27 protein-coding genes are annotated in these 25,523 nt (G+C 71.2%); 9 read left to right on the top strand and 18 right to left on the bottom strand.

Annotation, left to right across the window (positions count from 1 at the left end; all coding sequences use genetic code 11):
• Positions 1-27 precede the first annotated feature (27 nt).
• The 3 genes from AB0J16_RS13275 to AB0J16_RS13285 all read right to left on the bottom strand — a co-directional run bounded on the left by AB0J16_RS13275 (position 28) and on the right by AB0J16_RS13285 (position 2,134).
• Positions 28-891 (bottom strand): Trp biosynthesis-associated membrane protein, encoded by an 864-nt coding sequence (locus AB0J16_RS13275; protein ID WP_358538127.1) that lies wholly within the window; start codon positions 889-891, stop codon positions 28-30.
• Between the two features lie 161 nt (positions 892-1,052).
• Positions 1,053-1,403 carry a phosphoribosyl-AMP cyclohydrolase gene (hisI, locus tag AB0J16_RS13280; protein ID WP_358538129.1) on the bottom strand — a complete coding sequence of 117 codons (351 nt, stop codon included), beginning with the start codon at positions 1,401-1,403 and terminating at the stop codon, positions 1,053-1,055.
• 395 nt (positions 1,404-1,798) lie between these two features.
• Positions 1,799-2,134, bottom strand: coding sequence for an STAS domain-containing protein (locus AB0J16_RS13285; protein WP_358538132.1), 336 nt, complete (start codon positions 2,132-2,134; stop codon positions 1,799-1,801).
• Between the two features lie 164 nt (positions 2,135-2,298).
• Here AB0J16_RS13285 and AB0J16_RS13290 point away from each other — a divergent pair, with 164 nt between their 5' ends.
• Together AB0J16_RS13290 and AB0J16_RS13295 are read left to right on the top strand one after the other, a co-directional pair.
• Positions 2,299-3,126: an MEDS domain-containing protein gene (locus AB0J16_RS13290; RefSeq protein WP_358538134.1), complete on the top strand. Its 828-nt coding sequence runs from the start codon at positions 2,299-2,301 to the stop codon at positions 3,124-3,126.
• Positions 3,119-3,508, top strand: a complete 390-nt coding sequence (locus AB0J16_RS13295; protein WP_358538136.1) for an ATP-binding protein — start codon at positions 3,119-3,121, stop codon at positions 3,506-3,508. Before AB0J16_RS13290 ends, AB0J16_RS13295 begins: the two co-directional genes overlap by 8 nt.
• Positions 3,509-3,581: 73 nt before the next feature.
• On the opposite strand, the gene AB0J16_RS13300 is transcribed toward AB0J16_RS13295, so the two are convergent.
• Entirely contained in the window at positions 3,582-5,366 is a 1,785-nt protein-coding gene (locus tag AB0J16_RS13300; RefSeq protein ID WP_358538138.1) for an ABC transporter ATP-binding protein, read from the bottom strand.
• 46 nt (positions 5,367-5,412) lie between these two features.
• On the bottom strand, positions 5,413-7,209 hold the full coding sequence (locus tag AB0J16_RS13305) for an ABC transporter ATP-binding protein (protein WP_358538842.1): 1,797 nt from the start codon (positions 7,207-7,209) through the stop codon (positions 5,413-5,415).
• Between the two features lie 114 nt (positions 7,210-7,323).
• On the opposite strand from AB0J16_RS13305, the gene AB0J16_RS13310 reads away from it, so the two are divergent.
• From AB0J16_RS13310 to AB0J16_RS13320, 3 genes are all read left to right on the top strand, one after another.
• Positions 7,324-7,953, top strand: a complete 630-nt coding sequence (locus AB0J16_RS13310; RefSeq protein WP_358538140.1) for a TIGR03085 family metal-binding protein — start codon at positions 7,324-7,326, stop codon at positions 7,951-7,953.
• A 170-nt stretch (positions 7,954-8,123) separates the two neighbouring features.
• Complete coding sequence (locus AB0J16_RS13315) at positions 8,124-8,285, top strand: hypothetical protein (RefSeq protein WP_214637633.1); 162 nt, start codon at positions 8,124-8,126, stop codon at positions 8,283-8,285.
• A 61-nt stretch (positions 8,286-8,346) separates the two neighbouring features.
• Positions 8,347-9,708 carry a glutamine synthetase family protein gene (locus tag AB0J16_RS13320; RefSeq protein ID WP_358538143.1) on the top strand — a complete coding sequence of 454 codons (1,362 nt, stop codon included), beginning with the start codon at positions 8,347-8,349 and terminating at the stop codon, positions 9,706-9,708.
• Between the two features lie 93 nt (positions 9,709-9,801).
• On the opposite strand, the gene hisF is transcribed toward AB0J16_RS13320, so the two are convergent.
• Genes hisF through hisD form a run of 9 tightly spaced genes read right to left on the bottom strand, consistent with a single transcriptional unit; the run spans position 9,802 to position 15,878 of the window.
• Positions 9,802-10,563 carry an imidazole glycerol phosphate synthase subunit HisF gene (gene hisF, locus AB0J16_RS13325; protein WP_357945485.1) on the bottom strand — a complete coding sequence of 254 codons (762 nt, stop codon included), beginning with the start codon at positions 10,561-10,563 and terminating at the stop codon, positions 9,802-9,804.
• Positions 10,560-10,955 carry a Rid family hydrolase gene (locus AB0J16_RS13330; protein WP_358438859.1) on the bottom strand — a complete coding sequence of 132 codons (396 nt, stop codon included), beginning with the start codon at positions 10,953-10,955 and terminating at the stop codon, positions 10,560-10,562. Before AB0J16_RS13330 ends, hisF begins: the two co-directional genes overlap by 4 nt.
• A 28-nt stretch (positions 10,956-10,983) precedes the next feature.
• Positions 10,984-11,706 (bottom strand): bifunctional 1-(5-phosphoribosyl)-5-((5-phosphoribosylamino)methylideneamino)imidazole-4-carboxamide isomerase/phosphoribosylanthranilate isomerase PriA, encoded by a 723-nt coding sequence (priA, locus tag AB0J16_RS13335; protein WP_358538145.1) that lies wholly within the window; start codon positions 11,704-11,706, stop codon positions 10,984-10,986.
• Positions 11,706-12,035: a hypothetical protein gene (locus AB0J16_RS13340; protein WP_358538148.1), complete on the bottom strand. Its 330-nt coding sequence runs from the start codon at positions 12,033-12,035 to the stop codon at positions 11,706-11,708. The genes priA and AB0J16_RS13340 overlap by 1 nt, the downstream gene beginning before the upstream one ends.
• Entirely contained in the window at positions 12,028-12,663 is a 636-nt protein-coding gene (gene hisH / locus AB0J16_RS13345; protein ID WP_357945479.1) for an imidazole glycerol phosphate synthase subunit HisH, read from the bottom strand. Before hisH ends, AB0J16_RS13340 begins: the two co-directional genes overlap by 8 nt.
• Positions 12,657-12,812, bottom strand: a complete 156-nt coding sequence (locus tag AB0J16_RS13350; protein WP_357945477.1) for a hypothetical protein — start codon at positions 12,810-12,812, stop codon at positions 12,657-12,659. Before AB0J16_RS13350 ends, hisH begins: the two co-directional genes overlap by 7 nt.
• A complete protein-coding gene (hisB, locus tag AB0J16_RS13355) occupies positions 12,809-13,402 on the bottom strand; it encodes an imidazoleglycerol-phosphate dehydratase HisB (RefSeq protein ID WP_358538150.1) in 594 nt (197 codons plus the stop codon). Before hisB ends, AB0J16_RS13350 begins: the two co-directional genes overlap by 4 nt.
• Before the next feature lie 59 nt (positions 13,403-13,461).
• Complete coding sequence (locus AB0J16_RS13360; RefSeq protein WP_358538152.1) at positions 13,462-14,547, bottom strand: histidinol-phosphate transaminase; 1,086 nt, start codon at positions 14,545-14,547, stop codon at positions 13,462-13,464.
• A gap of 8 nt (positions 14,548-14,555) precedes the next feature.
• Complete coding sequence (hisD, locus tag AB0J16_RS13365) at positions 14,556-15,878, bottom strand: histidinol dehydrogenase (RefSeq protein WP_358538155.1); 1,323 nt, start codon at positions 15,876-15,878, stop codon at positions 14,556-14,558.
• Between the two features lie 251 nt (positions 15,879-16,129).
• Here hisD and ligD point away from each other — a divergent pair, with 251 nt between their 5' ends.
• The gene (gene ligD, locus AB0J16_RS13370; RefSeq protein WP_358538157.1) at positions 16,130-17,119 is read left to right on the top strand and encodes a non-homologous end-joining DNA ligase; all 990 of its coding nucleotides are present in this window, start codon (positions 16,130-16,132) and stop codon (positions 17,117-17,119) included.
• 11 nt (positions 17,120-17,130) lie between these two features.
• Here the strand turns inward: ligD and AB0J16_RS13375 are convergent, their stop codons facing one another.
• Positions 17,131-18,282 (bottom strand): MFS transporter, encoded by a 1,152-nt coding sequence (locus AB0J16_RS13375; RefSeq protein ID WP_358538159.1) that lies wholly within the window; start codon positions 18,280-18,282, stop codon positions 17,131-17,133.
• A gap of 57 nt (positions 18,283-18,339) precedes the next feature.
• Between AB0J16_RS13375 and AB0J16_RS13380 the strand changes: the two genes are divergently transcribed.
• A complete protein-coding gene (locus tag AB0J16_RS13380; RefSeq protein ID WP_358538846.1) occupies positions 18,340-19,095 on the top strand; it encodes a helix-turn-helix transcriptional regulator in 756 nt (251 codons plus the stop codon).
• A 20-nt stretch (positions 19,096-19,115) separates the two neighbouring features.
• Positions 19,116-19,610, top strand: coding sequence for a Cys-tRNA(Pro) deacylase (ybaK, locus tag AB0J16_RS13385; protein WP_358538161.1), 495 nt, complete (start codon positions 19,116-19,118; stop codon positions 19,608-19,610).
• On the opposite strand, the gene AB0J16_RS13390 is transcribed toward ybaK, so the two are convergent.
• Both AB0J16_RS13390 and murA read right to left on the bottom strand, forming a co-directional pair.
• Positions 19,591-22,017: a transglycosylase domain-containing protein gene (locus tag AB0J16_RS13390; RefSeq protein WP_358538164.1), complete on the bottom strand. Its 2,427-nt coding sequence runs from the start codon at positions 22,015-22,017 to the stop codon at positions 19,591-19,593. The two genes, ybaK and AB0J16_RS13390, sit on opposite strands and share 20 nt — an antisense overlap.
• Positions 22,018-22,075: 58 nt before the next feature.
• Complete coding sequence (gene murA, locus AB0J16_RS13395; protein WP_357945456.1) at positions 22,076-23,386, bottom strand: UDP-N-acetylglucosamine 1-carboxyvinyltransferase; 1,311 nt, start codon at positions 23,384-23,386, stop codon at positions 22,076-22,078.
• Positions 23,387-23,449: 63 nt separating this feature from the next.
• On the opposite strand from murA, the gene AB0J16_RS13400 reads away from it, so the two are divergent.
• Positions 23,450-23,959 carry a hypothetical protein gene (locus tag AB0J16_RS13400; protein ID WP_358538166.1) on the top strand — a complete coding sequence of 170 codons (510 nt, stop codon included), beginning with the start codon at positions 23,450-23,452 and terminating at the stop codon, positions 23,957-23,959.
• Positions 23,960-24,093: 134 nt separating this feature from the next.
• On the opposite strand, the gene AB0J16_RS13405 is transcribed toward AB0J16_RS13400, so the two are convergent.
• Positions 24,094-25,461 carry an amidase gene (locus AB0J16_RS13405; RefSeq protein ID WP_358538169.1) on the bottom strand — a complete coding sequence of 456 codons (1,368 nt, stop codon included), beginning with the start codon at positions 25,459-25,461 and terminating at the stop codon, positions 24,094-24,096.
• Between the last annotated feature and the right edge of the window lie 62 nt (positions 25,462-25,523).

The raw sequence follows: 25,523 nt of genomic DNA on the forward strand, positions 1-25,523 counted from the left end.
CCCGCGACTGGGAGGGGTCGCGCGCGGCTAGGTCGGGTCGTCGCCGCGGTCCAGGGCGTCCCACATGGAGCGGTCGCCGGTGGTCTCGGGACGCTCGCGGGTGTACTTGGCGGACATACCGGCCCAAGCGCCACCTCGTACGACGGCCACGACGCCACCCGCGACCATCAGCACCGCCCCGAGGCCGCACACCACGGGCCAGAGCGGCACCACGTCCCACTGGATCGCGCCTGTCGCGCGCATGACGTTCCGCTCGCGCAGCCAGCTCAGCACGCCGCTCCCGCCGGCCGCCTGCCACGCGCCGAGCCCGGCGCCCACGCCGCACAGGGCCAGTAGCACTCCGATCACCCGGCGACCGGCTCCCTTGGTGGCCAGCACGGCCACCACCCCGGCCAGCCCGGCCAGGGCCAGGGGCGTCAGAACCGGACTGAGGTCACCGCCGCTCGGCACGGCCAAAGCCCCTGTGCCGGCGCCGCGCACGTTCGTCACCCACGCCCGACCCGCGGCGACCAGCACCAGCACGCAGCCGAGCGCCGTCACCACCAGCCAAGCGGTCAACTCCCGCCGCCCCCGCCGAGCCGCGACCTCAGCCGGAGACCCGCCCTGCTCCCCCGCTCCGCCCTGCTCCCCGGCTTCGGACACGTCACCCGTCTGAGACACGTCCGCCGCCCCGCCTGTCCCGGCCACGACCTCCGCCTGGGTCTCGGGCTCCCGGCCACCCGACTCGGACCCGGCACCCGACCGCGACTTGGACATGGCCTCCGGCTGAGACGCGCTCTCCCGGCCACCTGTGCCGGACAGGTCGCCCGCCCGAGCCCCGGACTCCCGACCGCCCAACTCTGGCATGGCCTCCGGCTGGGACACGGACTCCCGGCCATCCGACCGGGACATGGCACCCGACCGAGACCCGGACTCCGGGCCGCCTGATCGGGGCGCGGCGTCTGGCTCGGGCCGGGCACCTGACTCGGGCCGAGCGACCGACCCGGCTCCAGCGCTCGGCTCAGGTCCGGTGGCCGACCCGGATCCGGTGTCCGGGTCAGGTCCGGTGGCCGTCATGGTGTGATCGTCACCTCAAGCGTGTCGGCGTCGAAGCAGGTGTGGTCGCCCGTGTGGCAGGCCGCCCCCACCTGGTTCACCTTGAGCAGCACCGTGTCACCGTCGCAGTCGAGCGACACCCCCTTGACGTGCTGCACGTGCCCCGATGTATCCCCCTTCACCCAGTACGCCCCCCGGCTGCGCGACCAGTAGGTGGCCCGGCCCGTGGTGAGGGTGCGATGCAGCGCCTCATCGTCCATCCAGGCGAGCATCAGCACTTCGCCTGAGTCGTACTGCTGGACGATCGCGGGCACCAGCCCGTCGCCGTTGCGCTTGAGCCGCGCGGCGATCTTGGGGTCAAGGGACATGTCGTCATTCAACCAGCCGGAGCGGCCGCTCCCCGAATCGACGGTGGCACAGCCGCAGTTCCGGCCTGCCGTCGCCGGCGTGGGGAGGCGGCCGGTCACTGGTCACAGGACCGTCTTGATCCCTGTGACGGTCCGTCGTGGCTGGCGTCCCTTTGGAGGAACACCCCCTCCGAGGGAGTGAAAGAAGCTGCCCGTCCTGGCAGAGGCCCCTAAGGATGGACGTCCCGCCCCTGGGACAGCAGAAGAAGACCGTCCGTCGTGACAGAGGCCACCGACGCCCCTCCAGGAGATCCGACGAAGAAGCCCACCCGCCGTGACGGAAACCCCCACGAAGGACACCCCTCCAGGAGAGCGGAAGAACGGATACCCGGTGAACGGGCACCGCCCCCGAGGATCTAGTCGAGTGCCTGCGACAGCGTCTCGTAGATCGGGAACAGCGGTGCGATGTTGGTCCGGCGCAGGCGCCTCAGGACTTGGCCGTCCGTGGCGACCAGCGCCATGGTGCCGTCGCGATCCCGCAAAGCGGCAAGCTGGCGAACCAGCACCCCCAACCCCGATGTGTCGATGAAGGTCAGGTTGCTCAGGTCGACGACCAGGCGCGGCCCGTGTGTCGCGACCGCCTCGTCGAAACATTTGCGGACCTTTGACACGTTGTCCGCGTCGACCTCGCCCGCGAGGCTGACAACCACGAGCTCGCCATGTCGGCGCCGCGTCATCTCCAGCACATCCACGCCCATGCTCCTCATGACTCCGCCACTAGCGGCCCCCGCGGAAAAGGTACACCGGGACGCGCCGCGTTACCGAGCGTTTTGCGAAGAACGCATTACGTAATGATGCGCGGCGGAGTATTTTCTGTGCGACGCCCGGCAGACGCACGGCAGGGGGAGGGACGATCGTGGTGGACGTCGCGGGTTCCGTCCTCGATCCCGACCTGGGCGATCATGTCTGCCTGCCGTTCCAGGGCGATCGTGAGCGGATGGCCGCGACCAGGGCGTTCACGGCGAACGGGCTGCGCCGCCGGGCCAAAGTGGTGATCATCACCCACACCGACACGCCGGAGCGGACGCGGGAGTGGCTGGCGCCGCTTGTGCCGGGGCTGGCCGTGGCGGAGGCCGCGGGGCGGGTCGAGATCACGGCGTGCGCGGGCGCGGACGGGGCCACGTGGCTGCTGGGCGTGCTGGTCGCGGCCGGCGAGCAGGCCAGGGAGCAGGGGCATCGCGGCGTCTACGCGCTGGTCGACGCGGCTTGGGGGGTGCGGGACCCAGAGGGGCGAGAGGGGTTCGAGGCGGCGGTCAACGCGCTGTTCGGCGAGCGGTGGCTGGCGGCCGTGTGCCAGTACGATCGCGGGCTCTACTCGGCCGCGGCCGTCAACCGGGCGGCGGCCATCCACCCGATCGCGCCGGGGCAGGCGCTGCTGCGGTTCGTCAACATGCGCCCGCAGCCGGGACTGCTGCTGTCGGGTGACATCGACATCACCAACCGGCTGGCGTTCGCCTCGGTGCTGACCCAGCTGGAGGCGGTGGCGGCCGAGGTGGTCATCGACGCGACGGGGCTCGACTTCATCGACGCCGGCTCGGCCCAGTTGCTCGCGCTGACAGCGCTGGCACGCGCCGCCGCCCACCACCATCGCACGGTGGTGGTGTGCCGTGGGACGGTCGCGCGCGTGCTGCGGCTGATCAGGGCCGACGAGGTCATCGCCGTCCGCCGGGCCGTCGATGGGTAGACAGGTCCTCTGTACGGGGTTCGCGCAGGGGCGGATCACTGCCCTGCGCAGATTGGTCACCGAGCGCGCGGCCGGGGAGGGTCTGGCGGGCAAGCGGCTGGAGGATTTCGTGCTGGCCGTCAACGAGATCACCACGAACGCCGTGCTGCACGGCGGCGGCAGCGGACGGCTACGGCTGTGGTGGCACGACGACCGGCTCTGGTGCGAGGTGACCGATGAGGGGCCGGGCCTGCCGCCCGGTTGGACCGGCGCCTCTCACACTCCGCCGGGGGACGAGCCGCGCGGGCGCGGGTTGTGGCTGACCAGGCTGCTGTGCGACCAGGTCACGGTCGTCTCCGGCCCGGGCGGCACCAGCGTACGCTTCGCCGCCGCCCAGGAATGAGCCCCGCAATGAGCCCGACCGCCCAGCAATGAGCCCGATCGCACCAAAAGAAGCGCACCAAAAGAGCAACACACTACGAGTGGGCGGCCGACACCCAGGAGGCGTGCAGGTCGGCGTACACGCCCGGCTCCGTCACCAGCTCGGCGTGCGGCCCCCGCTGCACCAGCCGCCCCGCGTCGAAGACGAGCACCTCGTTCGCGTTCTCGGCCGTCGACAGCCGGTGCGCGATCGAGATCGCCGTCCGCCCTCTGGTGACGCCTTCGAGCGCCCGCGCGAGTCGTACCTCCGTCGCCGGGTCGACCGCCGAGGTGGCCTCGTCGAGCAGCAGCAGGTCGGGGTCGGCCAGGTAGGCGCGGGCGAGCGCGACGAGCTGGCGTTCGCCCGCCGAGAGCGACTCGCCGCGCTGGCCCACCGGGGTGTCGAGGCCGGCGGGCAGGCCCTCCAGCCAGTCGGCCAGGCCGAGCTCGGTCATGGCCAGCAGGATCTCCTCGCGCGTGGCGGCGGGCCGGCCGTATCGGACGTTCTGCTCCAGGGTGCCGTCGAACAGGAAGCCGTCCTGCGGCACCATCACGATGCGCTCACGCAGCGAGGAGAAGCGCACGTCGCGCAGGTCGTGGCCGTCGACGGTGACGCGGCCCGCGACCGGGTCCATGAGGCGGGTGAGCAGTTTGGCGAACGTGGTCTTACCGGAGCCGGTCTCGCCTACGATCGCGATGCGCGAGCGCGGCGGGATGGACAGCGTGACCTCGCGCAGTACGGGGACGCCGCCGGGGTAGCTGAAGTGCACGTCCTCGAAGGCGACGGAGATCGGGCCGCGCGGCAGGTCCACGCCGGAGCCGCCGGGGTCGGCCACGTCGGGCGGGGTGTCGAGGACGCCGAGGATGCGCCGCCAGCCGGCGACCGCGTTCTGGGCCTCGTTCAGCACCTCGGTGGCGGTCTGCAGGGGCGAGACGAACAACGTCACGAGGAACAGGAACGCCACCAGCCGCCCGGCCGTGATCTCGCCCGACAGCCCGAGCCGGACCCCGAGCAGGACGATCCCGGAGATGGCCACGGCGGCCACGATCTCGGTCAGCGGGAAGACGAACCCGACGATCGTCTGCGCCTTGATCTGGGCGGACCTGTTGGCATCGACGGCGGTGTCGATGCGGTCGGAGGTGCGCCGCTCGGAGGCGTACGCCCTGATGGTGGCGGCGCCGACGACGGACTCGCTGACGGCGGCGAGCATGTCGCCGGTCCGCTCGCGGACGGTGGTGTAGGCGCCGGACAGCCAGCGCTGGAAGCGCGGCAGCGCGATCACCAGCGGGATGAAGCAGGCCCAGACCAGCAGGGTGAGCTGCCAGGAATAGATGAACATCAGCACGCTGGCCACGAGCACCTGGCCGAACGCCACGATGATCATCAGCCCGCCCCATTGCATGAACGTGCTGATCTGGTCGATGTCGTTGGTGACGCGGGAGACGAGGGCGCCGCGGCGCTCGGTGTTCTGGGTGAGGACGGACAGGTCGTGCACGTGGCGGAAGCCGCGGACCCGCAGGGTGGCCAGTGAGGACTCGGTCGCCTTGTAGAGGCGAACGTTCATGACATATCCGGCGAGGGCGGTCAGGATCACGGCGGCGGCGCACAGGGCGACGGCCCGCCAGATGTACGGCAGGTCGGGGGTGCCGCCCTTGAGGCCGGTGTCGATGGTCTGCTGCACCGCGATCGGCACGATGATCTTGCCACCAGTGGCGATGACGGCCAGCGCCAGCGTCCCGGCCAGGCCGTTGCGGAACTCCGGCGTGAGCGAGAACCCCTGGCGGATCGTGGCCATCGCCGACCGCTCGGCGTTGCCGCGGATGCCTGTCTCCACGCTCATGCGCTGACTTCCCGCCCGGCGTTGCCGGGGATCCCCTGCCCGACGCTCATGCGCTGACCTCTTCTTCCTCGCTCGATGCTGCCTCGATCGGATCAATCTCTATGGCGGCCCTCTCGGCCTCCTCCCGCTCGTAGGCGGTCACCAGGTTCCGGTAGCCCTCGCAGCGCTCCAGCAGTTCCTCGTGGCCGCCCCGGTCGACGACCCGCCCCCGGTCCAGGTAGACGATCTCGTCGGCCAGCGCGATCGTGGCCATCCGGTAGGCGACGACCACGACGCTCGACGCCGCGTCGCGCAGGCCGTATAGGATCTTGGCCTCGACCTGCGGATCGACGCTGGAGGTGGCGTCGTCGAGAATGAGCAGGCGCGGGCGGCGGACGACCGCGCGAGCCAGCGCGAGGCGCTGACGCTGGCCGCCGGACAGTGACGTGCCGCGTTCGCCGACGCGGGTGTCGAGTCCCGAGGCGAGCTTGGCGACGAACCCGTCGGCCTGGGCCACGCGCAGCGCCGCCCACACGTCCGCGTCGTCGGTGTCCAGCCCGAGCGCGATGTTGCCGCGCACGGTGTCGTCGAACAGGAACGTCTGCTGCGGCACCAGCGCGACGGACTCGGCCAGCCCGCCGTAGGCGAGCCGGCGCACGTCGACGCCGTCGAGCAGCACCTGTCCGGAAGCCGGGTCGACCAGCCTTACGAGCAACTGCACCAGCGTCGACTTGCCGGACCCGGTCGGCCCCACCAGCGCGACGGTGCCGCCGGCCGGTACGTCGAAGGTGACGTCGTGCAGCACCTCGTCGGCGCCGTAGGCGTAGGAGACGTCCGAGACCTCCAGCTTGGCGGGCCGGGCCTCGCTGAGCGCGACCTCGCCGTACTCCATGGAACCCTCGGCCTCCAGTACGGCCTGCACCCGCTGCCAGCCGACGACGCTGCGCGGCAGTTCGGCCAGCACCCAGCCGAGCGCCCGGATGGGGAAGGACAGCAGCGTGAACAGGTAGGCGACCTGCACCAGCTCGCCGGAGTCGATCGAGCTGGTGGACAGCCGCAGCGCGCCGACGCCGAGCACCGCGAGCACGCCGAGCGTGGGCAGGGCCTCCAGCAGGGGGTCGAACAGGCCGCGCACCCGCCCGACGGCGATGTTCGCGTCACGCAGCTCGTGCGCGCGCCGCTGGAAGCGCTCGGTCTCCATCGCCTCCCTGCCGAGCGTCTTGACGACCAGCGCGCCGTCGAAGCTCTCGTGCGCGATCTCGCTGACCTCCGCGCGCAGCTGCTGCGCGCGGGTGGCGAGCGGGCTCAGGCGGCGCTGGTAGATCAGGTTCAGCACGGCGATGGCCGGGAAGATCAGGAAGCCCACCAGGGCGAGCATGGGATCGGTGAGCAGCATCCCGATCGCCGCGGTGAACAGCATGACGATCACGCCGACCGCCATGGGCAGCGGCGCGAGCGGCGCCCAGGCCGCCTCGGCGTCGGCGCTGGCGTTGGACAGCAGCTGCCCGGTCGGGTGCTGGTGGTGCCACGACAGGGGCAGCCGCAGGTACTGCCTGGTGACCGCGCGCCGCGAGCGGGCCTGCATGCGGTACTGCATCAGCCCGGCCAGGATGCGACGGCCCGCCACACCGATGGATTTGAGCAGCGCCGCGCCCATGATGAGCAGCACGCCGATCCAGAGCGCCCCCGCGGCGGTGTCGCCGTGATCGAAGGCGGGGAGCACGACGTTCTGGGTGGCCCAGCCGAGAGCCCACGCGGACGCCACGGTCATGCCACCGTAGAGCGCGCTGGCCAGGACGGCCGCGGCGAACACCGCCTTCTCCGTACGGACGGCCACCCCAAGGACGCGCAGCCCTTGACGCATGACAGCCGAGGTGACCTTGGTCGCCACTCGCAAATTTTCCTTTCCCCGCCCATTTCTACATATGTCACTATCACTGGCGATCAACACGTTATTCCCGCGGGTAGGGTTGGCCGCGTGACTCACGCTCGTAGCGAACGCGCCGCGCTGTGCGACCTGCTCGACCAGCTCGGCCCGGACGCGCCGACGCTCTGCACAGGCTGGAACACCGCTGACCTGGCAGCCCACCTGGTCCTGCGCGAGCGCCGGCCCGACGCCATGGGCGGCATCGCCCTCAAGCCGCTGGCCGGCTACACGGCCTCGGTGCAGGAGGGGCTGAAGGCCAAGCACTCCTACCCCGAGCTGGTCGACCTGGTCCGCAAGCCGGGCGGCGTGTACGGCGTGCTCCCCTTCCTCGACGACGCCGTCAACACCCTGGAGTTCTTCGTCCACCACGAGGACGTGCGCCGCGCGCAGCCGGAGTGGGAGCCGCGCGAGCTGCCCGCCGATCTGGAGCAGATCATGTGGAAGCGGGTGGCCGGCGGCGGACGGATAATGCTGCGCCGATCACCCGTGGGCGTGGTGCTGCACCGCCTGGGCGGCGGCGTGACGCTGGGCGGCGCGCAGCAGGGCCCGAAGGTGGAGGTGACGGGCCGGGCGGGCGAGCTGCTGCTGTTCTGCTTCGGGCGTCAGGAGCACGCCAGGGTCGAACTGGCGGGCGATGCCGACGCCGTCGCCCGGCTCAAGAACGCCAAGCTGGGCATGTGATGGCACACCAACTTCCGGGGCTCCATAGGGGCCTCGGCGATACCTCTTGGCCTTACCATGGCGTGAGAAACAAGCCCCCCGGTTAGGATCAAGGAACGTCTTCACAGAAGATGCCAAGGATCGCCCAGATCCGGGTATATACGGCTGGGAATGGACTGCAGGAGGCCCCCATGCAGGTCAAGAAGGTGGTCACGTACGTTCTAGTGGCGTTCGTGATTTTCTACCTGTTCACCCGGCCGGCCCAGGCCGCATCCGCGGTTAACGGCGTGTTCGACGGGATCGTTCATGGCGCCAACCAGTTGGCTGTCTTCTTTACCAATGTGCTGACCTGACGTGTGGTTCTGTCTGCGCTAGACGCTTCCCCACGATGCCAGATCGTGTTACGCAGGCAGAATGAGAGATCGTCCGAGCGTCACCAAACTCAATCAGCCTGATCCCCACGCCCGGCGCGTCCTCGAACGCGCCGAGATCGAGGGGATCGAGCTGGTCCGCTTCCTGTACGCCGACCACGGAGGCGTCATCCGTGGGAAGGCGGCATCCCGGTCGCGACTCGCCGAGCGGCTCAACACCGGGATCGGGCACACGGTGGCGATGATGGCGATGAACATGCTCGACCAGTTGCAGGAGGTCGAGCACCTGGGTCCGGTGGGCGAGGTGCGCATCGTCCCCGATCCCTCTACCTTCGTCCCGCTCCCCCACGCTCCCGGCGCCGCGGCGATGCTCTCAGATCTCCGCGAGCCGGACGGCTCACCCTGGGCGGCCTGCGCACGCACCTTCCTCAAGGACGCGGTCGGCGCGCTGGCGGACGAGGGCTACACCCTGCTGGCCGCCTTCGAGCCGGAGTTCACGCTCGGCCGGCGCCTGCCCGACCCTGCGGGCGGCTTCGACCGGCTGGTGCCGCTCGACGACACGCTGTGCTACGCCGCCACCGGCTTCGACACCGCCCACGACTACACGATCAAGCTGATCCGCGCCCTGGAGACGCAGGGCCTGCACGTCGAGCACTACCACCCCGAGCTCGGGCCGGGCCAGCAGGAGCTGTCCGTACGCCACGCGCCCGCGCTACGGGCCGCCGACAACCACGTCCTCTACCGCGAGACCGTGCGCGGGGTCGCGATGCGCATGTCGATGTGGGCGTCACTGGCCCCCAAGCCGCTGGCCGACCAGGCGGGCAACGGGGCCCACCTGCACCTGTCCCTGTGGAACGACACCCAGAACGTCTTCGCCGAGGACGGCGAGCTGCGGGCGGCCTTCATCGGCGGCCTGATCGCCCACCTGCCCGCCCTGACCGCGCTGACCTGCGGCAGCGTCAACGGCTTCCGGCGGCTGGCGCCGCGCACGTGGGCCAGCGCCTACGCCGTCTACGGCCCCGACAACCGGGAGGCCGCGATCCGGGTCTGCTCGCCGCTCGGCGAGAGCGGCGAGCCGAACCTGGAGCTCAAGCCGTCCGACTCCTCGGCCAACCCGTACCTGTCGCTCGGCGCGGTCATCCACGCCGGGCTCGACGGGATCCGCCGCAAGCTGGACCCCGGCGAGGCGGTCGACGTCGACCCCGACACGCGGCCCGGCCGCTATCCGCGTCTGCCCGCCTCACTGGAGGAGGCGCTCGACGCCCTGGAGGCCGACGAGGTGCTCATGGAGGCGCTCGGCCCGCTACGGCGTAGCGCGTACCTGGCCGTGAAGCGGTCCGAGGCCGCCGCGTTCGCGGCCAAGGACGCCTCCTATGAGCTGTTCCACCACATGCGGGTGTTCTAGCCGGACCGGGTGGCCGACCGTCCGCTGGTCTGGCAGACCGGATGGCCAACCGTCCGCTGGTCTGGCAGACCAGCTGACCGGCCGTCCGCCGGTCTAGCGGACCGGGTGGCCGGCCATCCGCAGCGTGTCCTTGACCTCGGAGATCTTCAACGTCCCGAAGTGGAACACGCTCGCCGCCAGCACCGCGTCGGCGCCGGCCGCGACCGCCGGAGGGAAGTCCTCCAGCCGCCCGGCGCCGCCGCTGGCGATCACCGGCACCCGGACCGCGGCCCTGACCGCGTGCAGCAGCTCGAGGTCGTAACCGTCGAGCGTGCCGTCGCCGTCCATCGAGTTGAGCAGGATCTCGCCGACGCCGAGCTCCTCACCGCGCGCGGCCCACTCGACCGCGTCGATGCCGGTGCCGCGGCGCCCGCCGTGCGTGGTCACCTCGAAGCCGCTCTCGGTGCCCGGCGCCCGCCGCGCGTCGACCGACAGCACCACGCACTGCGCGCCGAAGCGCCGCGACGCCTCGGTGAGCAGCTCGGGCCGGGCGATGGCGGCGGTGTTGAACGACACCTTGTCGGCTCCCGCGCGCAGCAGCGTGTTGACGTCGTCGACCGAGCGGATGCCACCGCCCACGGTCAGCGGGATGAACACCTGCTCGGCGGTCCTGCGCACCACGTCGAGCATGGTGTCGCGCTCGCCCGACGAGGCGGTGATGTCGAGGAAGGTCAGCTCGTCGGCCCCCTCGGCGTCGTAGCGCCTGGCCAGTTCGACCGGGTCGCCCGCGTCGCGCAGGTTGGCGAAGTTGACGCCCTTGACCACGCGCCCCGCGTCCACGTCCAGGCACGGGATCACCCGTACGGCTACCGTCATGCCCGAAGCGCCTCTATCTCGATCTCGACCAGCATGTTGGGATCGACCAGCCCGGCGACGCGGACGCCGGTGCAGGCGGGGCGCACCCGCCCGAACACCTCGCCGATCGCCCGCCCGACCTGGTCGAAGTGGCCGTGCTCGACCACGTAGTAGCGGACCATGACGACGTCCTCCCTGCTCAGGCCGCCCATCGCGACCGCTTCGAGGGCGATGTCCATGGCCGTCCTGCTCTGCAGGTAGGCGTCACCGTGGTGACGTACCTCGCCGTCGACGGTGGCGGTGCACCCGGACACGATCACCCGGTCACCGACGACCACCGCCCTCGCGTAGCCGTATCTCTCTTCCCAGATGCCTCCGGAGAACACCCTTGGTCCGGTGCTTTCCATACTCATGCTGCCCATCACGCCCCCTCCCGAGGAACTAAGCGCGTACCGCGATCAGCGCGCTCTCCAGCGTGAAAGCTTGAGCGTAAAGGGCCTTGCCCACGATGGCACCCTCCACGCCGTCGGGCACCAGCGAAGCCAGCGCGACCAGGTCGTCAAGAGAGGAGACGCCGCCGCTGGCCACCACCGGCTTGTCGGTGCGCTCGCAGACCGCGCGAAGCAGGTCCAGGTTGGGTCCGCGCAGGGTGCCGTCCTTGGTGACGTCGGTGACCACGTAGCGGGGGCAGCCGTCGGCCTCCAGGCGTTCGAGCACCTCCCACAGGTCGCCGGCCTCCTCGGTCCAGCCGCGGGCGGCCAGCGTCGTGCCGCGTACGTCCAGCCCGACGGCGATCTTGTCACCGTGCTCGGCGATCACCCGGCGGCACCATTCGGGGTTCTCCAGCGCGGCCGTGCCGATGTTGACCCGGCGGCAGCCAGTGGCCAGGGCCGCGGCCAGCGAGGCGTCGTCACGGATGCCGCCCGACAGCTCCACGTTCACGTCGAGCCGGCCGATCAGGTCGGTGAGCAGCTCCCGGTTGGAACCCCGGCCGAAGGCGGCGTCGAGGTCGACCAGGTGGATCCACTCCGCGCCCGCCTCCTGCCAGGCCAGCGCCGCGGCGAGCGGCTCGCCGTAGCCGGTCTCTGTCCCGGCCTCGCCCTGGACGAGGCGTACGGCCTGACCGTCCGCGACGTCCACGGCAGGGAGCAATACGAGCGACATCAGGTCCTCCGGTCGAAAGCGAGAGTCATGACAACAGGTGCCAGCAGCAGGGAAAACACGAACACGGCCAGGCTCAGGAGCGGCGCGCCCCACACCAGCCACGCCACCACCTGGACCAGCACGAACAGCAGCCCCACCACGGCGTTCTGGCCTCGGCGGCGGCGGGCGAGCAGACCGCTCTGGCGGGCGATCCGGACCGGGCGCGGGACCAGCCGGCCGAGTAAGGCGCGGCGGCGCGCGGCTCGCGCCTGCCGTGCCTCGTTGAGCCGGATCGCGCGCGCCCGCTCCGCCTCACGCTCGGCCCGGCGGCGCGCCCGCTCCTTACTCAAGGGTGCCGAGCCAGTTGGACAGCAGCGCTGCCCCGGCGTCGCCGGACTTCTCCGGATGGAACTGGGTGGCCATCAGCGGGCCGTTCTCCACGGCCGCCACGAACGGCACACCGTGCTCCGCCCAGGTGACCAGCGGCTCGGCGAAGCCGTCACCGGGGTGCAGCTCCCACTCGCGCACGCCATAGGAATGCACGAAGTAGAAGCGCGTCGCCTCGTCGATCCCGTCGAACAGCACGCTGCCCGCGGGCGCCTTGACGGTGTTCCAGCCCATGTGCGGCAGGACCGGCGCGTCGAGCCGCTCGACCGTGCCCGGCCACTCGCCGCAGCCCTCGGTCTCGACCCCGTGCTCCACGCCCCTGGCGAACAGGATCTGCATGCCGACGCAGATGCCGAGCACCGGGCGGCCACCGGCCAGGCGCCGGCCGATGATCCGCTCGCCGTACACACTCTTGAGACCGGTCATGCACGCCTCGAACGCGCCGACGCCCGGCACGACCAGGCCGTCGCACTCGAGCGCGGCGGTGAAGTCGGAGGTGACGGTCACGTTGGCGCCCACCCGGGCCAGGGCCCGCTCGGCCGAACGCAGGTTGCCCGACCCGTAGTCGAGCACGACGATGTTCTTCACCACCACATCACCCCCGCGGTGATCGCCAGCGCGGCGCCGACCGCGCAGGCGGCGGCACCGAGCTTGAGCCCCTGCCTGAACAGCGAGAACACGCCGCCGATGAGGAACAGCCCGATGAACACCATGACGATGGCGATCGTGTTGTCGGTCACAGCACGCCCTTGGTGCTCGGCACGCCCGTGGCGCGCGGGTCGAACTCCGACGCCTCGCGCAGCGCCCTGGCCAGCGCCTTGAACTGGGCCTCGACGATGTGATGCGCGTTGCGGCCATAGGGCACGCGTACGTGCAGGCAGATCGCCGCCTGGGCGACGAACGACTCCAGGACGTGGCGCGTCATCGTCGTGTCGTAGTCGGGCCCGATCATCGGCGCCATGCCCTCGGGCTCGGTGTGCACCAGGTAGGGCCGGCCCGACAGGTCGACGGTCACCTCGGCGAGCGACTCGTCCAGCGGGCACGACGCATTACCGAACCGCCTGATGCCCGACTTGTCGCCCAGGGCCTCGCGGAACGCGGCGCCCAGCGCGAGCGCCGTGTCCTCGATCGTGTGGTGCGAGTCGATGTGCAGGTCGCCCTCGGTCTTGACGGTCAGGTCGAACAGCCCGTGCTTGCCGAGCTGCGCCAGCATGTGGTCGAAGAAGCCGACCCCGGTCGAGACGTCGACCCGGCCCGTGCCGTCGAGACCCACCTCGACCAGGACCGAGGTCTCCTTCGTCGCGCGCTCGACGCGACCGACCCGGCCCACCGGCCCACCTTCGTCGGGGCTGTGAGCCGCAGAAGCGCCGTTTCCGTTGGTTGGCTCGCTCACAGCAGGACTCCCTCCAGGGCGGCGCGGAACGCCGCCATCTCCTCATCGGTGCCGATCGACACCCGCAGCCATTCTGGCGGGCCCACCTCGCGGATGAGCACACCGCCCGCCAGCAGGGCCTCCCACACCTTCCGCCGATCGGCGAAACGCCCGAACAGCACGAAGTTGGCGTCTGAGTCGGCGACGGTCAACCCCTTACCGCGCAGCCAGGCCACGATGTCGTCGCGCTCCTGCCTGAGCGCGTCGACCGTGGCGAGCAGCTCGGCGCGGTGCCGCAGCGCCACGCGGGCCGCCGTCTGGGTGAGCGTCGACAGGTGGTAGGGCAGCCGTACCAGCAGCAGCGCGTCGATCACGGCCGGGTGGGCGGCCAGATAGCCCAGACGGGTGCCCGCCATGGCGAACGCCTTGGACATGGTCCGCGTCACGATCAGCCTCGGGTACGCGGGCAGCAGGGTGAGCGCCGAGGGCGTGCCTTCCCGGGCGAACTCCGCGTAGGCCTCGTCGACCACGACCATGCCCTTGGCCGCGTCGAGCACCCGGCTGATCGTCTCCATCGGCAGTGCGGTGCCGGTCGGGTTGTTGGGCGAGGTCAGGAACACGATGTCGGGCCGGTGCTCCTCGACCGCGGCGACCGCCTTGTCCGCATCGAGCGAGAAGTCGGCCTCACGGGCCCCCGAGATCCACTCCGTGCTGGTGCCGGTGGTGATGATCGGGTGCATCGAGTAGGACGGCTCGAAGCCCAGCGCGGTGCGCCCGTAGGAGCCGAACGCCTGGAGAATCTGCTGAAGGATCTCATTGGAGCCGTTGGCCGCCCACACCTGATCCTTGGTCAGCCCGTGACCCAGATAGGCGGCCAGGTCGGTGCGGAGCGCCTCGGCGTCCCTGTCGGGATAGCGGTTGAGCTCGGCCGCGCTGGCGCGCACCTCCTCCGCCAGGTCGGCGACCAGGGCCGGGGAGGGCGGGTAGGGGTTTTCGTTGGTGTTGAGCCGGACGGGCACGTCGATCTGCGGAGCGCCGTAGGGCGTGCGGCCCCGCAGGTCGTCGCGGATCGGCAGGTCGTCGAGCGTCACGTCAAGATTCACGCGGGGATTCACTGAGCCTCGTTTCGCGATGGGACCTGCCAGTCGAAGCGGGCGCGGATGGCGGCGCCGTGCGCCGGGAGGTCCTCGGCGTCGGCGAGCACCGTCACGTGCCCGGCCGCCTCGGCCAGCGCCTCGCGCGTGTAGTCGACGACGTGGATGCCGCGCAGGAACGACTGCACCGACAGGCCGCTGGAGTGGCAGGCGCAGCCGCCCGTGGGCAGCACGTGGTTGGAGCCGGCCAGGTAGTCGCCGAGCGACACCGGGGCGTAGGGGCCCACGAAGATCGCGCCCGCGTTGCGGACCCGCGCCGCGACGGCCGCCGCGTCGGCGGTCTGGACCTCCAGGTGCTCGGCGGCGTAGGCGTCGACGACCTTGAGGCCGTCATCGATGCTGTCGACCAGCACGATGCCGGACTGCCGGCCACCGAGCGCCTCGGTGATGCGCTGGGCGTGCTTGGTGACGCCGACCTGGCCCGGCAGCTCCTTCTCCACGGCCTCGGCCAGCCGGACGCTGTCGGTGACCAGCACGGCCGCCGCGATCACGTCGTGCTCGGCCTGGCTGATCAGGTCGGAGGCCACGTGCACCGGGTCGGCCGTCTCGTCGGCCAGGATCGCGATCTCCGTCGGCCCCGCCTCGGAGTCGATGCCGATGCGGCCCTTGAGCAGGCGCTTGGCGGCGGCCACCCAGATGTTGCCGGGCCCGGTCACCATGCTCGCGGCCGGGCACTCCTCCGTGCCATAGGCGAACATAGCCACCGCCTGGGCGCCGCCCACGGAGTAGACCTCGTCCACGCCCAGCAGCGCGCAGGCCGCCAGGATCGTGGGGTGCGGCAGCCCGCCGTGCTCGCGCTGAGCCGGGCTCGTCACGGCGAGCGACTCCACGCCCGCCTCCTGGGCCGGGACCACGTTCATGACCACGCTCGACGGATAGACGGCGCGCCCGCCGGGGACGTAGAGGCCCACGCGGTCGACCGGCACCCACCGCTCGGTCACGGTGCCGCCGGGCACGACGCGCGTCGTGACGTCGGCGCGGCGCTGGTCGCGGTGGACAAGCCTGGTGCGCCGGATCGCCTCCTCCAGCGCGGCCACGACCTCCGGCCGCAGCTCCCGCAGCGCCGCCTGGATCGCCTCCTGGGGAACTCGGGCCTGCTGGATCTCGACACCGTCGAACTTGGCGGTCAGCTCCCGTACGGCTGCCGCCCCGCGATGGCGGACCTCGTCGCAGATGGGCCGCACCTTCTCCAGGGCGGCCTCGACGTCGAGCTCGGCGCGGGGCAGCACGTCGCGCAGGTTCGCCGGGAGGGAACCGCGCATGTCAATACGGGAAATCACCCACCCAGTTTACGGAGTCCCCTCCCTGAATCCGGTTCTGTCCAGCATCCGGGACGGGGGCGGGTCGTCCCGAATGCCCCGCTATGGGAGTTCCCGAGCGCCACACCATGCTCGGCTTTAGGTGCATTTGTCCTGATATTACGAATCTAGTACGCCAGCGGCATAAGGCTCGCAGAGCCGTCTCCCGGCTTGACCATCTGCAGACCCCCGCCCTCAGGTGCCGATCTTGCCGCAGGGGTATGCCAGGGGTCATGGCGCGGCTGCCCGTCTATGCGCCGATGCTGGCTCAGCTCGGCTCCCTGCCGTCGGTACGCGGGGACAAGTGGGCCGTCGAGATGAAATGGGACGGCGTACGCGCCCTCGTCTACCTGGAGGACGGCGGCGTCCGGCTGCTGTCGCGCAGCGGCAAGGACGTCACCGCGGCCTACCCCGAGCTGCAGCTGATGGCCGGCGCCACCGGCGGGCGGCCGGCGGTCGTCGACGGGGAGATCGTGGCCTTCGACGACGCCGGACGGCCCAGCTTCGGCGCGCTGCAACCCCGCATGCACCAGCGCCACCCGGCCAAGGTCGCCGAGCTGGCCAGGGCCGTACCGGTGACGCTCATGGCGTTCGACCTGCTGCACCTCGGCTCCGACAGCACCATCGGCCGGCCCTACACCGAACGCCGTGAGCTCCTGGAGCACGTCCTGACGCCCGGCTTCCGCTGGCAGGTGCCGGTGTGGTTCCACGACCACGCGGACGGCGCGCTCGAGTCCTCTCGCCGGCTCGGCCTGGAAGGCGTGGTGTGCAAGCGCCTGTCGTCGCCGTACCGGCCGGGCCGGCGCAGCGCCGAGTGGACGAAGGTCAAGAACCTCACGGCCGTCGAGGTGATCATCGGCGGCTGGAAGGCCGGCGCGGGCCGGCGCGCGGGCACGATCGGCTCCCTGCTGCTCGGCGCGCACGACCGGGACGGGCGGCTGCGTTTCGTCGGCCACGTGGGCACCGGCTTCACCCAGGCGATGCTGGACGACCTGTACGAGCGCCTCACCCCGCTGGAGCGGCCCGACTCACCGTTCGCCACACCGGTGCCCCGCGAGGCCGCCCGCGACGCGCACTGGGTCGAGCCGCGCCTGGTGGGCGAGGTCCGCTACGCCGAGCTGACCGGTGACGGCCGCCTGCGCCACCCCTCCTGGCGCGGCCTGCGCCCCGACCGCGAACCGGCCGAGATACGCCTGGACACCGGCGACTGGGCCGCCGGCTGAGCCCTCGATCGCTACGCGCCGGCAGCGGGCAGCGGCTCCCGTACGGCGGGAGCGGGGTCCTTGAGCGTACGGGCCAGCAGCCAGGCCAGCGCCGGGAAGACGATCAGGCCGGCGAGCGCGACCCGCAGCGAGGTGGCCTCCGCCACCGCCCCGACGAGCGGGCTGGTCAGGCCACCGGCGCTCACCGCCAGACCGAGCGTGACGCCGCTGGCCGTGCCCAGACGGTTGGGCAGGAAGTCCTGGCCCAGCGTCACATGCAGGGAGAAAGGCGCGTACAGGGTGATCGACGAGGCCGCGATGAAGATGTACGCGGAAGGACCCGGCGCCAGCACCACACCGGCGATGGCCGGGACGGCGGCCGCGTACGCCAGGCACATGGTGCGCACCCGGCCCCAGCGCCCCGCCAGCCGGCCACCGAGCAGCGTCCCCACCGCGCCCCCGGCGAACAGCACGAACAACGCCACCGCCCCCGCCGCGCCCCCACCCATGTACAGGGCGACGAACGCGCTCAACCCCACGTACGCGATCGACCGGAAGACGATCACCAGGGTGAGCCGGACGAACGACGGCCAGTCGTCACGCCCGACGGAACGGGCGCTCGCCCGAGCCGCCTCACCGTGTCGGGAGAGCGAGCGGATCACCGTGAGCGTGAGCAGCGCGCCCACCACGGCGGGGATGACCAGCAACGGCGAGGCGCCGAGCCCCCACAGCGACAGCAGCGGTGTGACGACGATCGGCGCGGTGGCGAAGCCGAGCGTGCCGCCCAGCGAGAACCAGCTCATCCGCACGTGACTGCCCTCGCTGGCGATCCTGGCCAGGCGAGCCGACTCCGGGTGGTAGGCCGCCACGCCGAGACCCGACAGCGCCACCGCCAGCCAGGTGAGGACGTACACGTCGGTGACACCGCTGAGCGCGACCCCGAGCCCGGCCGTGAGCATGCTGACCGGGATCAGCCACGGCATCCGCCGGCGGTCGGTGAGCGCGCCGAAGACCGGCTGGACGATCGAGGACAGCAGCGTCGCGGCGAGCACGATGCCCGACGCGGCGACGTACCCGTAACCGCGCTGCGCCACCAGGAAGGGCACCAACGCCGGCACCGCCCCCTGGTACACGTCCACACCGGCATGGCCGACGGCCAGCATCACGATCTTGTTCGCCTTCACCCTCCGATCGTCGCCCCGGGATGACCTGGCCCGCTTCCGATAAAATGCCAATCCGTGATGGAAATCCGCCATCTTTCGGAGGCACCCACCGGGATCCGGCCACTCGCGCCCGGCACGGGGATCGACGCGCACCGCCACGACACCCACCAGATCACCTACGCCTGCCGGGGCGTCCTGTCGGTGACGACGAGCGCGGGCACCTGGGTGGCCCCGGCCAACCGGGCCATCTGGGTGCCGGCCGGCACCGTCCACGAGCACCGCGCGCACGGCGACACCGACCTGCGGCTCGTCGGCCTGCCCATCGCCGACAACCCGCTGCGCCTCGACCGGCCCGCCGTCCTCGCCGTCGGCCCGCTGCTGCGCGAGCTGATCATCGCCTACACCGCCGCCGCTGTGGGACCGGACCCCGACGACGGCGGCGCCGAGCGGCAGCGGCTGCGGGCCGTCCTGCTGGACCAGCTCCGCCGCTCCCCCGAGCAGCCGTTCCACCTGCCCACGGCCCGCGATCCCCGGCTGGCCGCCGTCTGCGCGCTCCTGCACGACGACCCGGCCGACCACCGCACGCTCGCGCAGTTCGGGCGGCTGGCCGGCACCAGCGACCGCACGCTGGCCCGGCTCTGCCGGAGCGAGCTGGGGATGACGTTCCCGCAATGGCGTACGCAGCTGCGCCTGCACCACGCGTTGCTCCTGCTGGCCGACGGGATCGCGGTCACCACGGTCGCGCACCGGTGCGGCTGGGCCACCGCCAGCGCTTTCATCGTCGCCTTCCGGGAAGCTCTTGGGTACACCCCGGGCCGCGCCTTTACAATGTAGATTCGCTACACTGGCATCCTGTGAGCAGATCGAAAGCCCAAGGGGGCACTCCGGCCACGGTGGCGCTGACGAAGGCCAAGGCCGAGTTCACCCTTCATCCCTACGAGCACGACGCCAACGCGCAGGCCTATGGCGAGGAGGCCGCCGACGCGCTCGGCGTGCCGCACGAGCGGATCTTCAAGACGCTGGTGGCCGAGGTGGAGGGCGCGCTCGCGGTGGCGGTCGTGCCGGTCTCGGGCAAGCTCGACCTCAAGGCGCTGGCGGCGGCGCTCGGCGGCAAGAAGGCGGCCATGGCCGACGCGGCGAAGGTCGAGCGCGTCACAGGCTACGTGGTCGGCGGCATCAGTCCACTGGGCCAGCGCAAGCGGCTGCCGACCGTGGTCGACGCGTCGGCGCTGGAGTTCGGGACGATCTACTTCTCCGCCGGAAAGCGGGGGCTGCAGATCGAGACCGCCCCCGCCAACCTGATCTCGCTGACGGGGGCCGTGACCGCCGCTATCGGAAGTGCCGGTTGATCCTGTCACGGCGATGACGCGGCTCCAGGAAATCGCGGGGACGCCGCGGTTCCAGGACATCATCGGGACGCCGAGGTTCCATGACGTCCTCGGGACGCCGAGGGTCTCGGGCGTCCTCGGGACGCCGAGGGTCTCGGGCGTCCTCGGGACGCCGAGGGTCCAGGGCGGCACCGGGACGCCGTTCCAGGACGTCACGGCGATGCCGTGGCTCCCGGAAGTCCCGGCGGTTCCATCGATCCATGAACGTGAAGCGTCCGCGGTGGTCGAACTTCCGGCGCCTGTCGCGGGCGAACCGCTCGTGCTCGTGACGGGCCTTCGCCTCCGCCTCCAGCGCCTCCTTCAGGCCCGGGGTGAAGCCGCCGCCGAAGCGGGACATGTCGGGGCGGGGAAAGCCCGACGGGGCGGTGTCGCTCAGCGCCTCCTGCATCGAGTCGACCCAGATCGGGCCCGGTAGCGAGGCACCCTGCACGGAGCCGTAGTACTCATCGCCGATCTGGACGTTCTGCAGGGGATAGCGGTAGGCGCCCCTGATGTCCCCGACGCTGACCGCGGCCGCCAGGTCCGGGGTGTAGCCGGCGAACCACGCCGAGGTGTAGCCGTTGTTCGTGCCCGTCTTGCCCGCCGCGGGACGGCCGATGCTCTGGCCGCGCATGGTGCCCTCGGTGAAGACGCCGCCCAGTACCCAGTTGACCGCATCGGCCACCGGCCGGTCGAGGGCCTCCTCGCAGGCGGGCGGCACCTGGGTGCGTTCGCCGGCCCGGCCGGTGATCTCCACGATCGCCAGCGGCCGGCAGTACCTCCCCCTGGCCGCGAACGTCGCGAACGCCGCCGCCACCGTCACCGGGTCCATCTCGTTGGCCCCGAGCGTGAACGTGGGCACCTCGCGCAGCGGCGTCCCGTCGGCGCGGGAGATGCCCAGCGATTTGGCGGTCGTGACCACGTTGCAGAGGCCGACCTTGCGCTCCAGCATCATGTAGAAGATGTTGACCGACTTCCAGGTGCCGGTCTCCAGGCTGTGCGGGCCGCCGGCGCCCTCGCCGGAGGCGTTGTAGATGGTCGTCTTCGGGTCGTTGACGCGCCGGCCCCGGCAGTCGCGATAGCCCTGATCGGGCGTCAGCTCGCCGGGGGTCTGGAAACCGTCCCCGAACCGCCAGCCCTGCTTCAGCGCCGTGGCCAGGGTGAACACCTTGAACGTGGAGCCGGCCTGGAACCCCATCCCGCCGCCGTGCGTCATGTCGGCCGGCAGGTTGAAGGTGGTCCTGGCGCCGTTCTTCTTGTTGCCCGGGTTGCGGCCGAAGCGCTTGCTCGCCGCCATCGCCATGATCCGCCCGGTGCCCGGCTCGACCATGGCCTCGGCGGCCACCTGGGTGTCGTCGGGGTGCACCCGCTGCCGGATGGCGTGCTCGGCGGCCCGCTGGGCCACCGGGTCGAGGCTCGTACGGATCACCAGACCGCCCGTGCTCATCCTCGCCTGCCGTTTGGCCGGAGTGTTGCCGAAGGCGGGGTTGGATAGGAGCTCCCGCTGAACGTAATAGCAATAGAACGGGTAGTTGCTCTGGGCGCACCCGCCGGGCTCCGGATGGAGCTTGAGGTCGAGGCCGGTCCGCTTGGCCGCGGCCGCCTCCTGCGCCGAGATCCCGCCCACCCCGACCATCCGGTCCAGCACGATGTCGCGCCGCTGCCGCAGCCGGACCAGGTGCCGGTCACCCAGCGAGGGATCGGTCGAGTACGGCATGCGCACCGCCCCCGCCAGCGTGGCCGCCTGGGTCAGGGTGAGCCGGGCGGCCGTGGTCGAGAAGAACCGCCTGGCCGCCGCCTCGACGCCATGAGCGCCCGCGCCGAAGTACGCGATGTTCAGATATTTCTCAAGAATCTCGTCCTTGCGGTACTTCTCCTCCATCGCCAGCGCGTACCGCAGCTCGGTGATCTTCCTGGCCAGGTTGGGCGCGCGGGCCCGGTCGCGCTCGGCGTCACTTCGGGCGCCTTCCACCAGGATGTTCTTCACCAGTTGCTGGGTGAGGGACGAGCCGCCCTGCTTGATCCCGCCCGCCTGCGTGTTGGTGAGCAGTGCCCGGATCGTGCCCTTGACGTCCAGACCGCCGTGCTCGTAGAACCGGGCGTCCTCGATGGCCACGATCGCCTTGCGCATCACCGGCGCCACCTGGTCGAGTCGGACCGTCGTCCGGTTGGCCTCGTAGAACTGGGCGAACTGCTTGCCGTTCCGGTCGAGGAGGCGGGTCACCTGGGACAGCGGCTCCTCACGAGGCGCGGGCGGCAGGTCGACGAACGTCGTGGCGACGTTCTTGGCGGACAGGCCCGCCCCGGTCACGACCGGGGCGGCCAGCGCCGCCGCCAGGACCCCGCCGATCGCCCCGGCCACGGCGAGCACGCCGACGGATCTGAGCACAGTCACTCAGTTGATCTGCGGCCGGGAAGCCCTCGGTAAACACCGGCCTCGCGCGTCTTTACTGTTGTCTGCGGATATTCAGACCAAGTGACGCGAACTGCTCGAACGGCTGGTGATATCCGCGCTCGATGTGGTTGACGCCGCGTAGCGTCGAGGTCCCGTCCGCCACCGCGGCGGCCAGCACGGCCGAGAATCCGGCCCGGATGTCGGGCAGCGTCACGTCCGCGCCCTTGAGCTGTGACACGCCCCGTACGACGGCCGAGTGCCTGGCGTTCGTGTCGTGGTAGCGGCAGGCCGGGCCGCCCAGGCACTGATCGAACACCTCGATCTCGCAGCCCATCTTCTGCAGTGCCGGAACGTAGACCAGGCGGTTCTCGAAGACGGTCTCGTGCAGCACCGACATGCCCTGGCTCTGCGTGAACAGCACCATGAGCGGCGTCTGCCAGTCGGTCATGAACCCGGGATGCGTGTCGGTCTGCACGGCCGCCGCGCGCAACCCCTCGGGCGGCGCGGTGGCGCACAGGTATTCGTCGTTGATGTCGAACTGGGCGCCCATCCTGGCCAGCGTGGTGATCGCGGTGACCAGCCGGTCCTGTGGGCAGCCGTGCACCCGCACCTCGCCGCCGGTGATCAGGCCCGCCGCGAGGTAGGAGAACGCCTCGATGCGGTCGCCCGCGAGCCAGATGGAGGCGCCGTGCAGCCGCTCCACGCCCTCGATGACGATCCTGCGGTCGGGCGAGAGCTCGATCCTGGCGCCCATCCGCTGCAGGAACAGCGCCAGCTCCACGACCTCGGGCTCCATCGCCGCGTTCTTCACCACGGTCTTGCCCTCGGCCAGCACCGCGGACATGAGGATCGTCTCGGTCGCCCCGACACTCGGATACGGAAGTTCCAGCCGGGTTCCGTTCAGCCGCTTGGCCTTGGCGAAGATCCCGGTATCGCCCACCTCGACCTCGGCGCCCATCGCGCGCAGCGCCTCGACGTGGAAGTTCACCGGCCGCCGGCCGATGGGGTCGCCGCCGACCAGCGGCACGAACGCCTCCCCCGCCAGGTGCAGCAACGGGCCCAGCATGAGGATCGGGATGCGGTTGAGCCCGGTGAACGCGTCGGGCACCCGCGGCCTGATCTCCGGCCCCTGACCGATGCGGATCTCCGTCCGGGTGATCTCCACGTTGATGCCCAGCGCGTCGAGCATCGCCGCCGTGATGCCGACCTCGCCGACCTCGGGGACGTTGTGGATGGTGCTCTCCCCGGTGCCCAGCATGGCGGCGACCATGTGCTTGGACACCGCGTTCTTGGAGCCGCGTACTTCGACGTCACCTCTGAGGGGACCGGAGGGTTCGATCAGCCAGACCTTGTCTTCAATCACGAAGCGAGCCTAGCCGGGAGATACGATCGACCTGATTAAGACGTAAATGTGAGGGGGAGCGGCGTGGCGAGGCATGTTCGCGCATTTGCGGTTACTGTCCTCATCCTCGCCACTCTGGCAGTGCTGGCCGGCCTGCTGTGGTCCCACCTGTCCCCCCGCGCGCCGTACCAGGTCACGGCGCAGGGACCGGTGCTGGCGGACCCGACCACGCAGGCGCTGATCGCCGCCGACGGATGGTACGCGGTGATCACCGGCGGGCTTGGGCTGGCCTGCGGGGCGCTCGCGTGGTTCCTCGGCCGGCGGCACCAGCTCGCCGTGCTGCTGGGGCTCGGCCTCGGCGGGGTGCTGGCGGCCTTCCTCACGCTCTGGGTGGGTTCGACGTTCACGTTCGGCGTGGTGGCCGTGGAGGCCGCGGCCGAGCCCGGGGTGAAGGTCGTCCCCGGGTCGCTGGCGCTGACCGCCACGGGCGTGATCGTGTCCTGGCCGCTGGTCGCGGTGGGCTTCTTCGGGCTGCTGGAGGGCATGCACGGGTATCGCGAGTCGCCGCTGCGCAAGCCGTACGGGATCGGCTGACGGCGCCCCTCAAGGGGCCGCTGGTCAGAGGCGTCGGGTCATCGGACGGACAGGTCCTTGGACGGGCTGGCCGTCGTCAGAACTGGCCGTCGGCAGGGCTGGCCGTCGGAAGGGCTGGCCGTCGGAAGGGCTGGTCAGAGGGGTGGGCGGCGCAGGCCGTGCTCGGTGGCCCGCTCGAAGGCGCGGGCCACGCGCAGCACCATGGCGTCGGCGAACGGCCGGCCGATGATCTGCACGCCGACCGGCAGCCCCGACGGCGTGAACCCGGCGGGGACCGACGCGGCGGGCGCGTGCAGGACGCTGATCCAGTACGCCGAGCGCATCCACGCCAGGTAGTCGGGCAGCCGGACCCCGTTGATCTCGCTCACGTAGGGGTGCTCGACGGGGAACGGCGGCACCTGGCTGACCGGGGCGATCAGCACGTCGTAGGTGTCGAAGAAGGCCGCCATGCGGTGGTAGAGGCCGCTGCGCAGGCGTTCGGCCCTGGCCAGGTCGGCGCCGGTGAGCTTGCGGCCCTGCTCGACGTTCCAGGCGGTGTTGGCGCCCAGCCCGTCGAGCTCACCGAAGGCGAGCGTGTAGTACCACGCCCGGTAGATACGGAAGGCGTCATCGGCGTCCGACAGGTCCAGCTCGACCTGCTCGACGCGCGCGCCGAGCCGCTCGAACACGCCGGGCGCCGTCGCGGTGACCGCCGCCGTCTCGGGGTCCACCGGCAGCCCGCCCAGATCGGGGCTCCAGGCCACCCGCAGCCCGGCGACGTCGCGCTCGTCGGAAATGAAGTCCTCGGTGATCGAGTACGGAGAACGAGCATCGAATCCCGAAATAACCGACATCATCAGGGTCAGGTCGTCGACCGTCCTGGCCATCGGCCCCTGAACGGAGAGCGTGTACCAGGCGGCCTGGTCCGACAGGGCGGGCACCCGGCCCGGCGTCGGCCGTAGCCCCACCACGTTGCAGAACGAGGCCGGGTTGCGCAGCGACCCGCCCATGTCGGAACCGTCGGCGAGCGGCACCATCCCGGACGCCAGCGCCGCCGCCGCCCCGCCGCTACTGCCCCCGGCGGACCTGGACAGGTCGTAGGGGTTGCGGGTGGCCCCGAACACCTCGTTGACCGTGTGGGAGCCGGTGCCGAACTCCGGCGTGTTGGTCTTGCCCACGAGGATCGCCCCGGCCGACCTGAGCCGCTCCACGATCACGTCGTCCTTGTCGGGGACATGATCGGCGTAGATCGGCGATCCGTAGGTGGTGCGGATGCCCTTGGTGTCGACGAGGTCCTTGTGCGCCACCGGCACCCCGTGCAACGGCCCCGTCGCCGCACCGGCGTCGGCGGCCTTGGCCGCGTCGAGCGCCTGCTCGGCGACCAGCGTCACGATGGCGTTGACCTGGGGGTTGACCTGCTCAATGCGGTCGAGGTGAGCCTGGAGCAGCTCGACGGCGCTCACCTGGCGGGTCCTGACCAGGTGAGCCATCTCGGTCGCGGTCAGGTAGTGCGGTGCGGTCACGATCCGATTGTCGCTCACACTTCCAGGCGGTCACGATCCGGTCGCCGCTCCCGCCCTCAGGC

The sequence above is a fragment of the Nonomuraea sp. NPDC049750 genome, assembly GCF_040659625.1.
Classification (GTDB): domain Bacteria; phylum Actinomycetota; class Actinomycetes; order Streptosporangiales; family Streptosporangiaceae; genus Nonomuraea.

Bases quoted from the DNA above. Each gene is read 5' to 3' on its own strand.
- AB0J16_RS13275 (WP_358538127.1), bottom strand. From the start codon at position 891: ATGTCCCGGTCGGATGGCCGGGAGTCCGTGTCCCAGCCGGAGGCCATG.
- hisI (WP_358538129.1), bottom strand. From the start codon at position 1,403: ATGTCCCTTGACCCCAAGATCGCCGCGCGGCTCAAGCGCAACGGCGAC.
- AB0J16_RS13295 (WP_358538136.1), top strand. From the start codon at position 3,119: ATGGGTAGACAGGTCCTCTGTACGGGGTTCGCGCAGGGGCGGATCACT.
- AB0J16_RS13300 (WP_358538138.1), bottom strand. From the start codon at position 5,366: ATGAGCGTGGAGACAGGCATCCGCGGCAACGCCGAGCGGTCGGCGATG.
- AB0J16_RS13305 (WP_358538842.1), bottom strand. From the start codon at position 7,209: ATGCGTCAAGGGCTGCGCGTCCTTGGGGTGGCCGTCCGTACGGAGAAG.
- AB0J16_RS13315 (WP_214637633.1), top strand. From the start codon at position 8,124: ATGCAGGTCAAGAAGGTGGTCACGTACGTTCTAGTGGCGTTCGTGATT.
- AB0J16_RS13320 (WP_358538143.1), top strand. From the start codon at position 8,347: ATGAGAGATCGTCCGAGCGTCACCAAACTCAATCAGCCTGATCCCCAC.
- hisF (WP_357945485.1), bottom strand. From the start codon at position 10,563: ATGACGGTAGCCGTACGGGTGATCCCGTGCCTGGACGTGGACGCGGGG.
- AB0J16_RS13330 (WP_358438859.1), bottom strand. From the start codon at position 10,955: ATGAGTATGGAAAGCACCGGACCAAGGGTGTTCTCCGGAGGCATCTGG.
- priA (WP_358538145.1), bottom strand. From the start codon at position 11,706: ATGTCGCTCGTATTGCTCCCTGCCGTGGACGTCGCGGACGGTCAGGCC.
- ligD (WP_358538157.1), top strand. From the start codon at position 16,130: ATGGCGCGGCTGCCCGTCTATGCGCCGATGCTGGCTCAGCTCGGCTCC.
- AB0J16_RS13380 (WP_358538846.1), top strand. From the start codon at position 18,340: ATGGAAATCCGCCATCTTTCGGAGGCACCCACCGGGATCCGGCCACTC.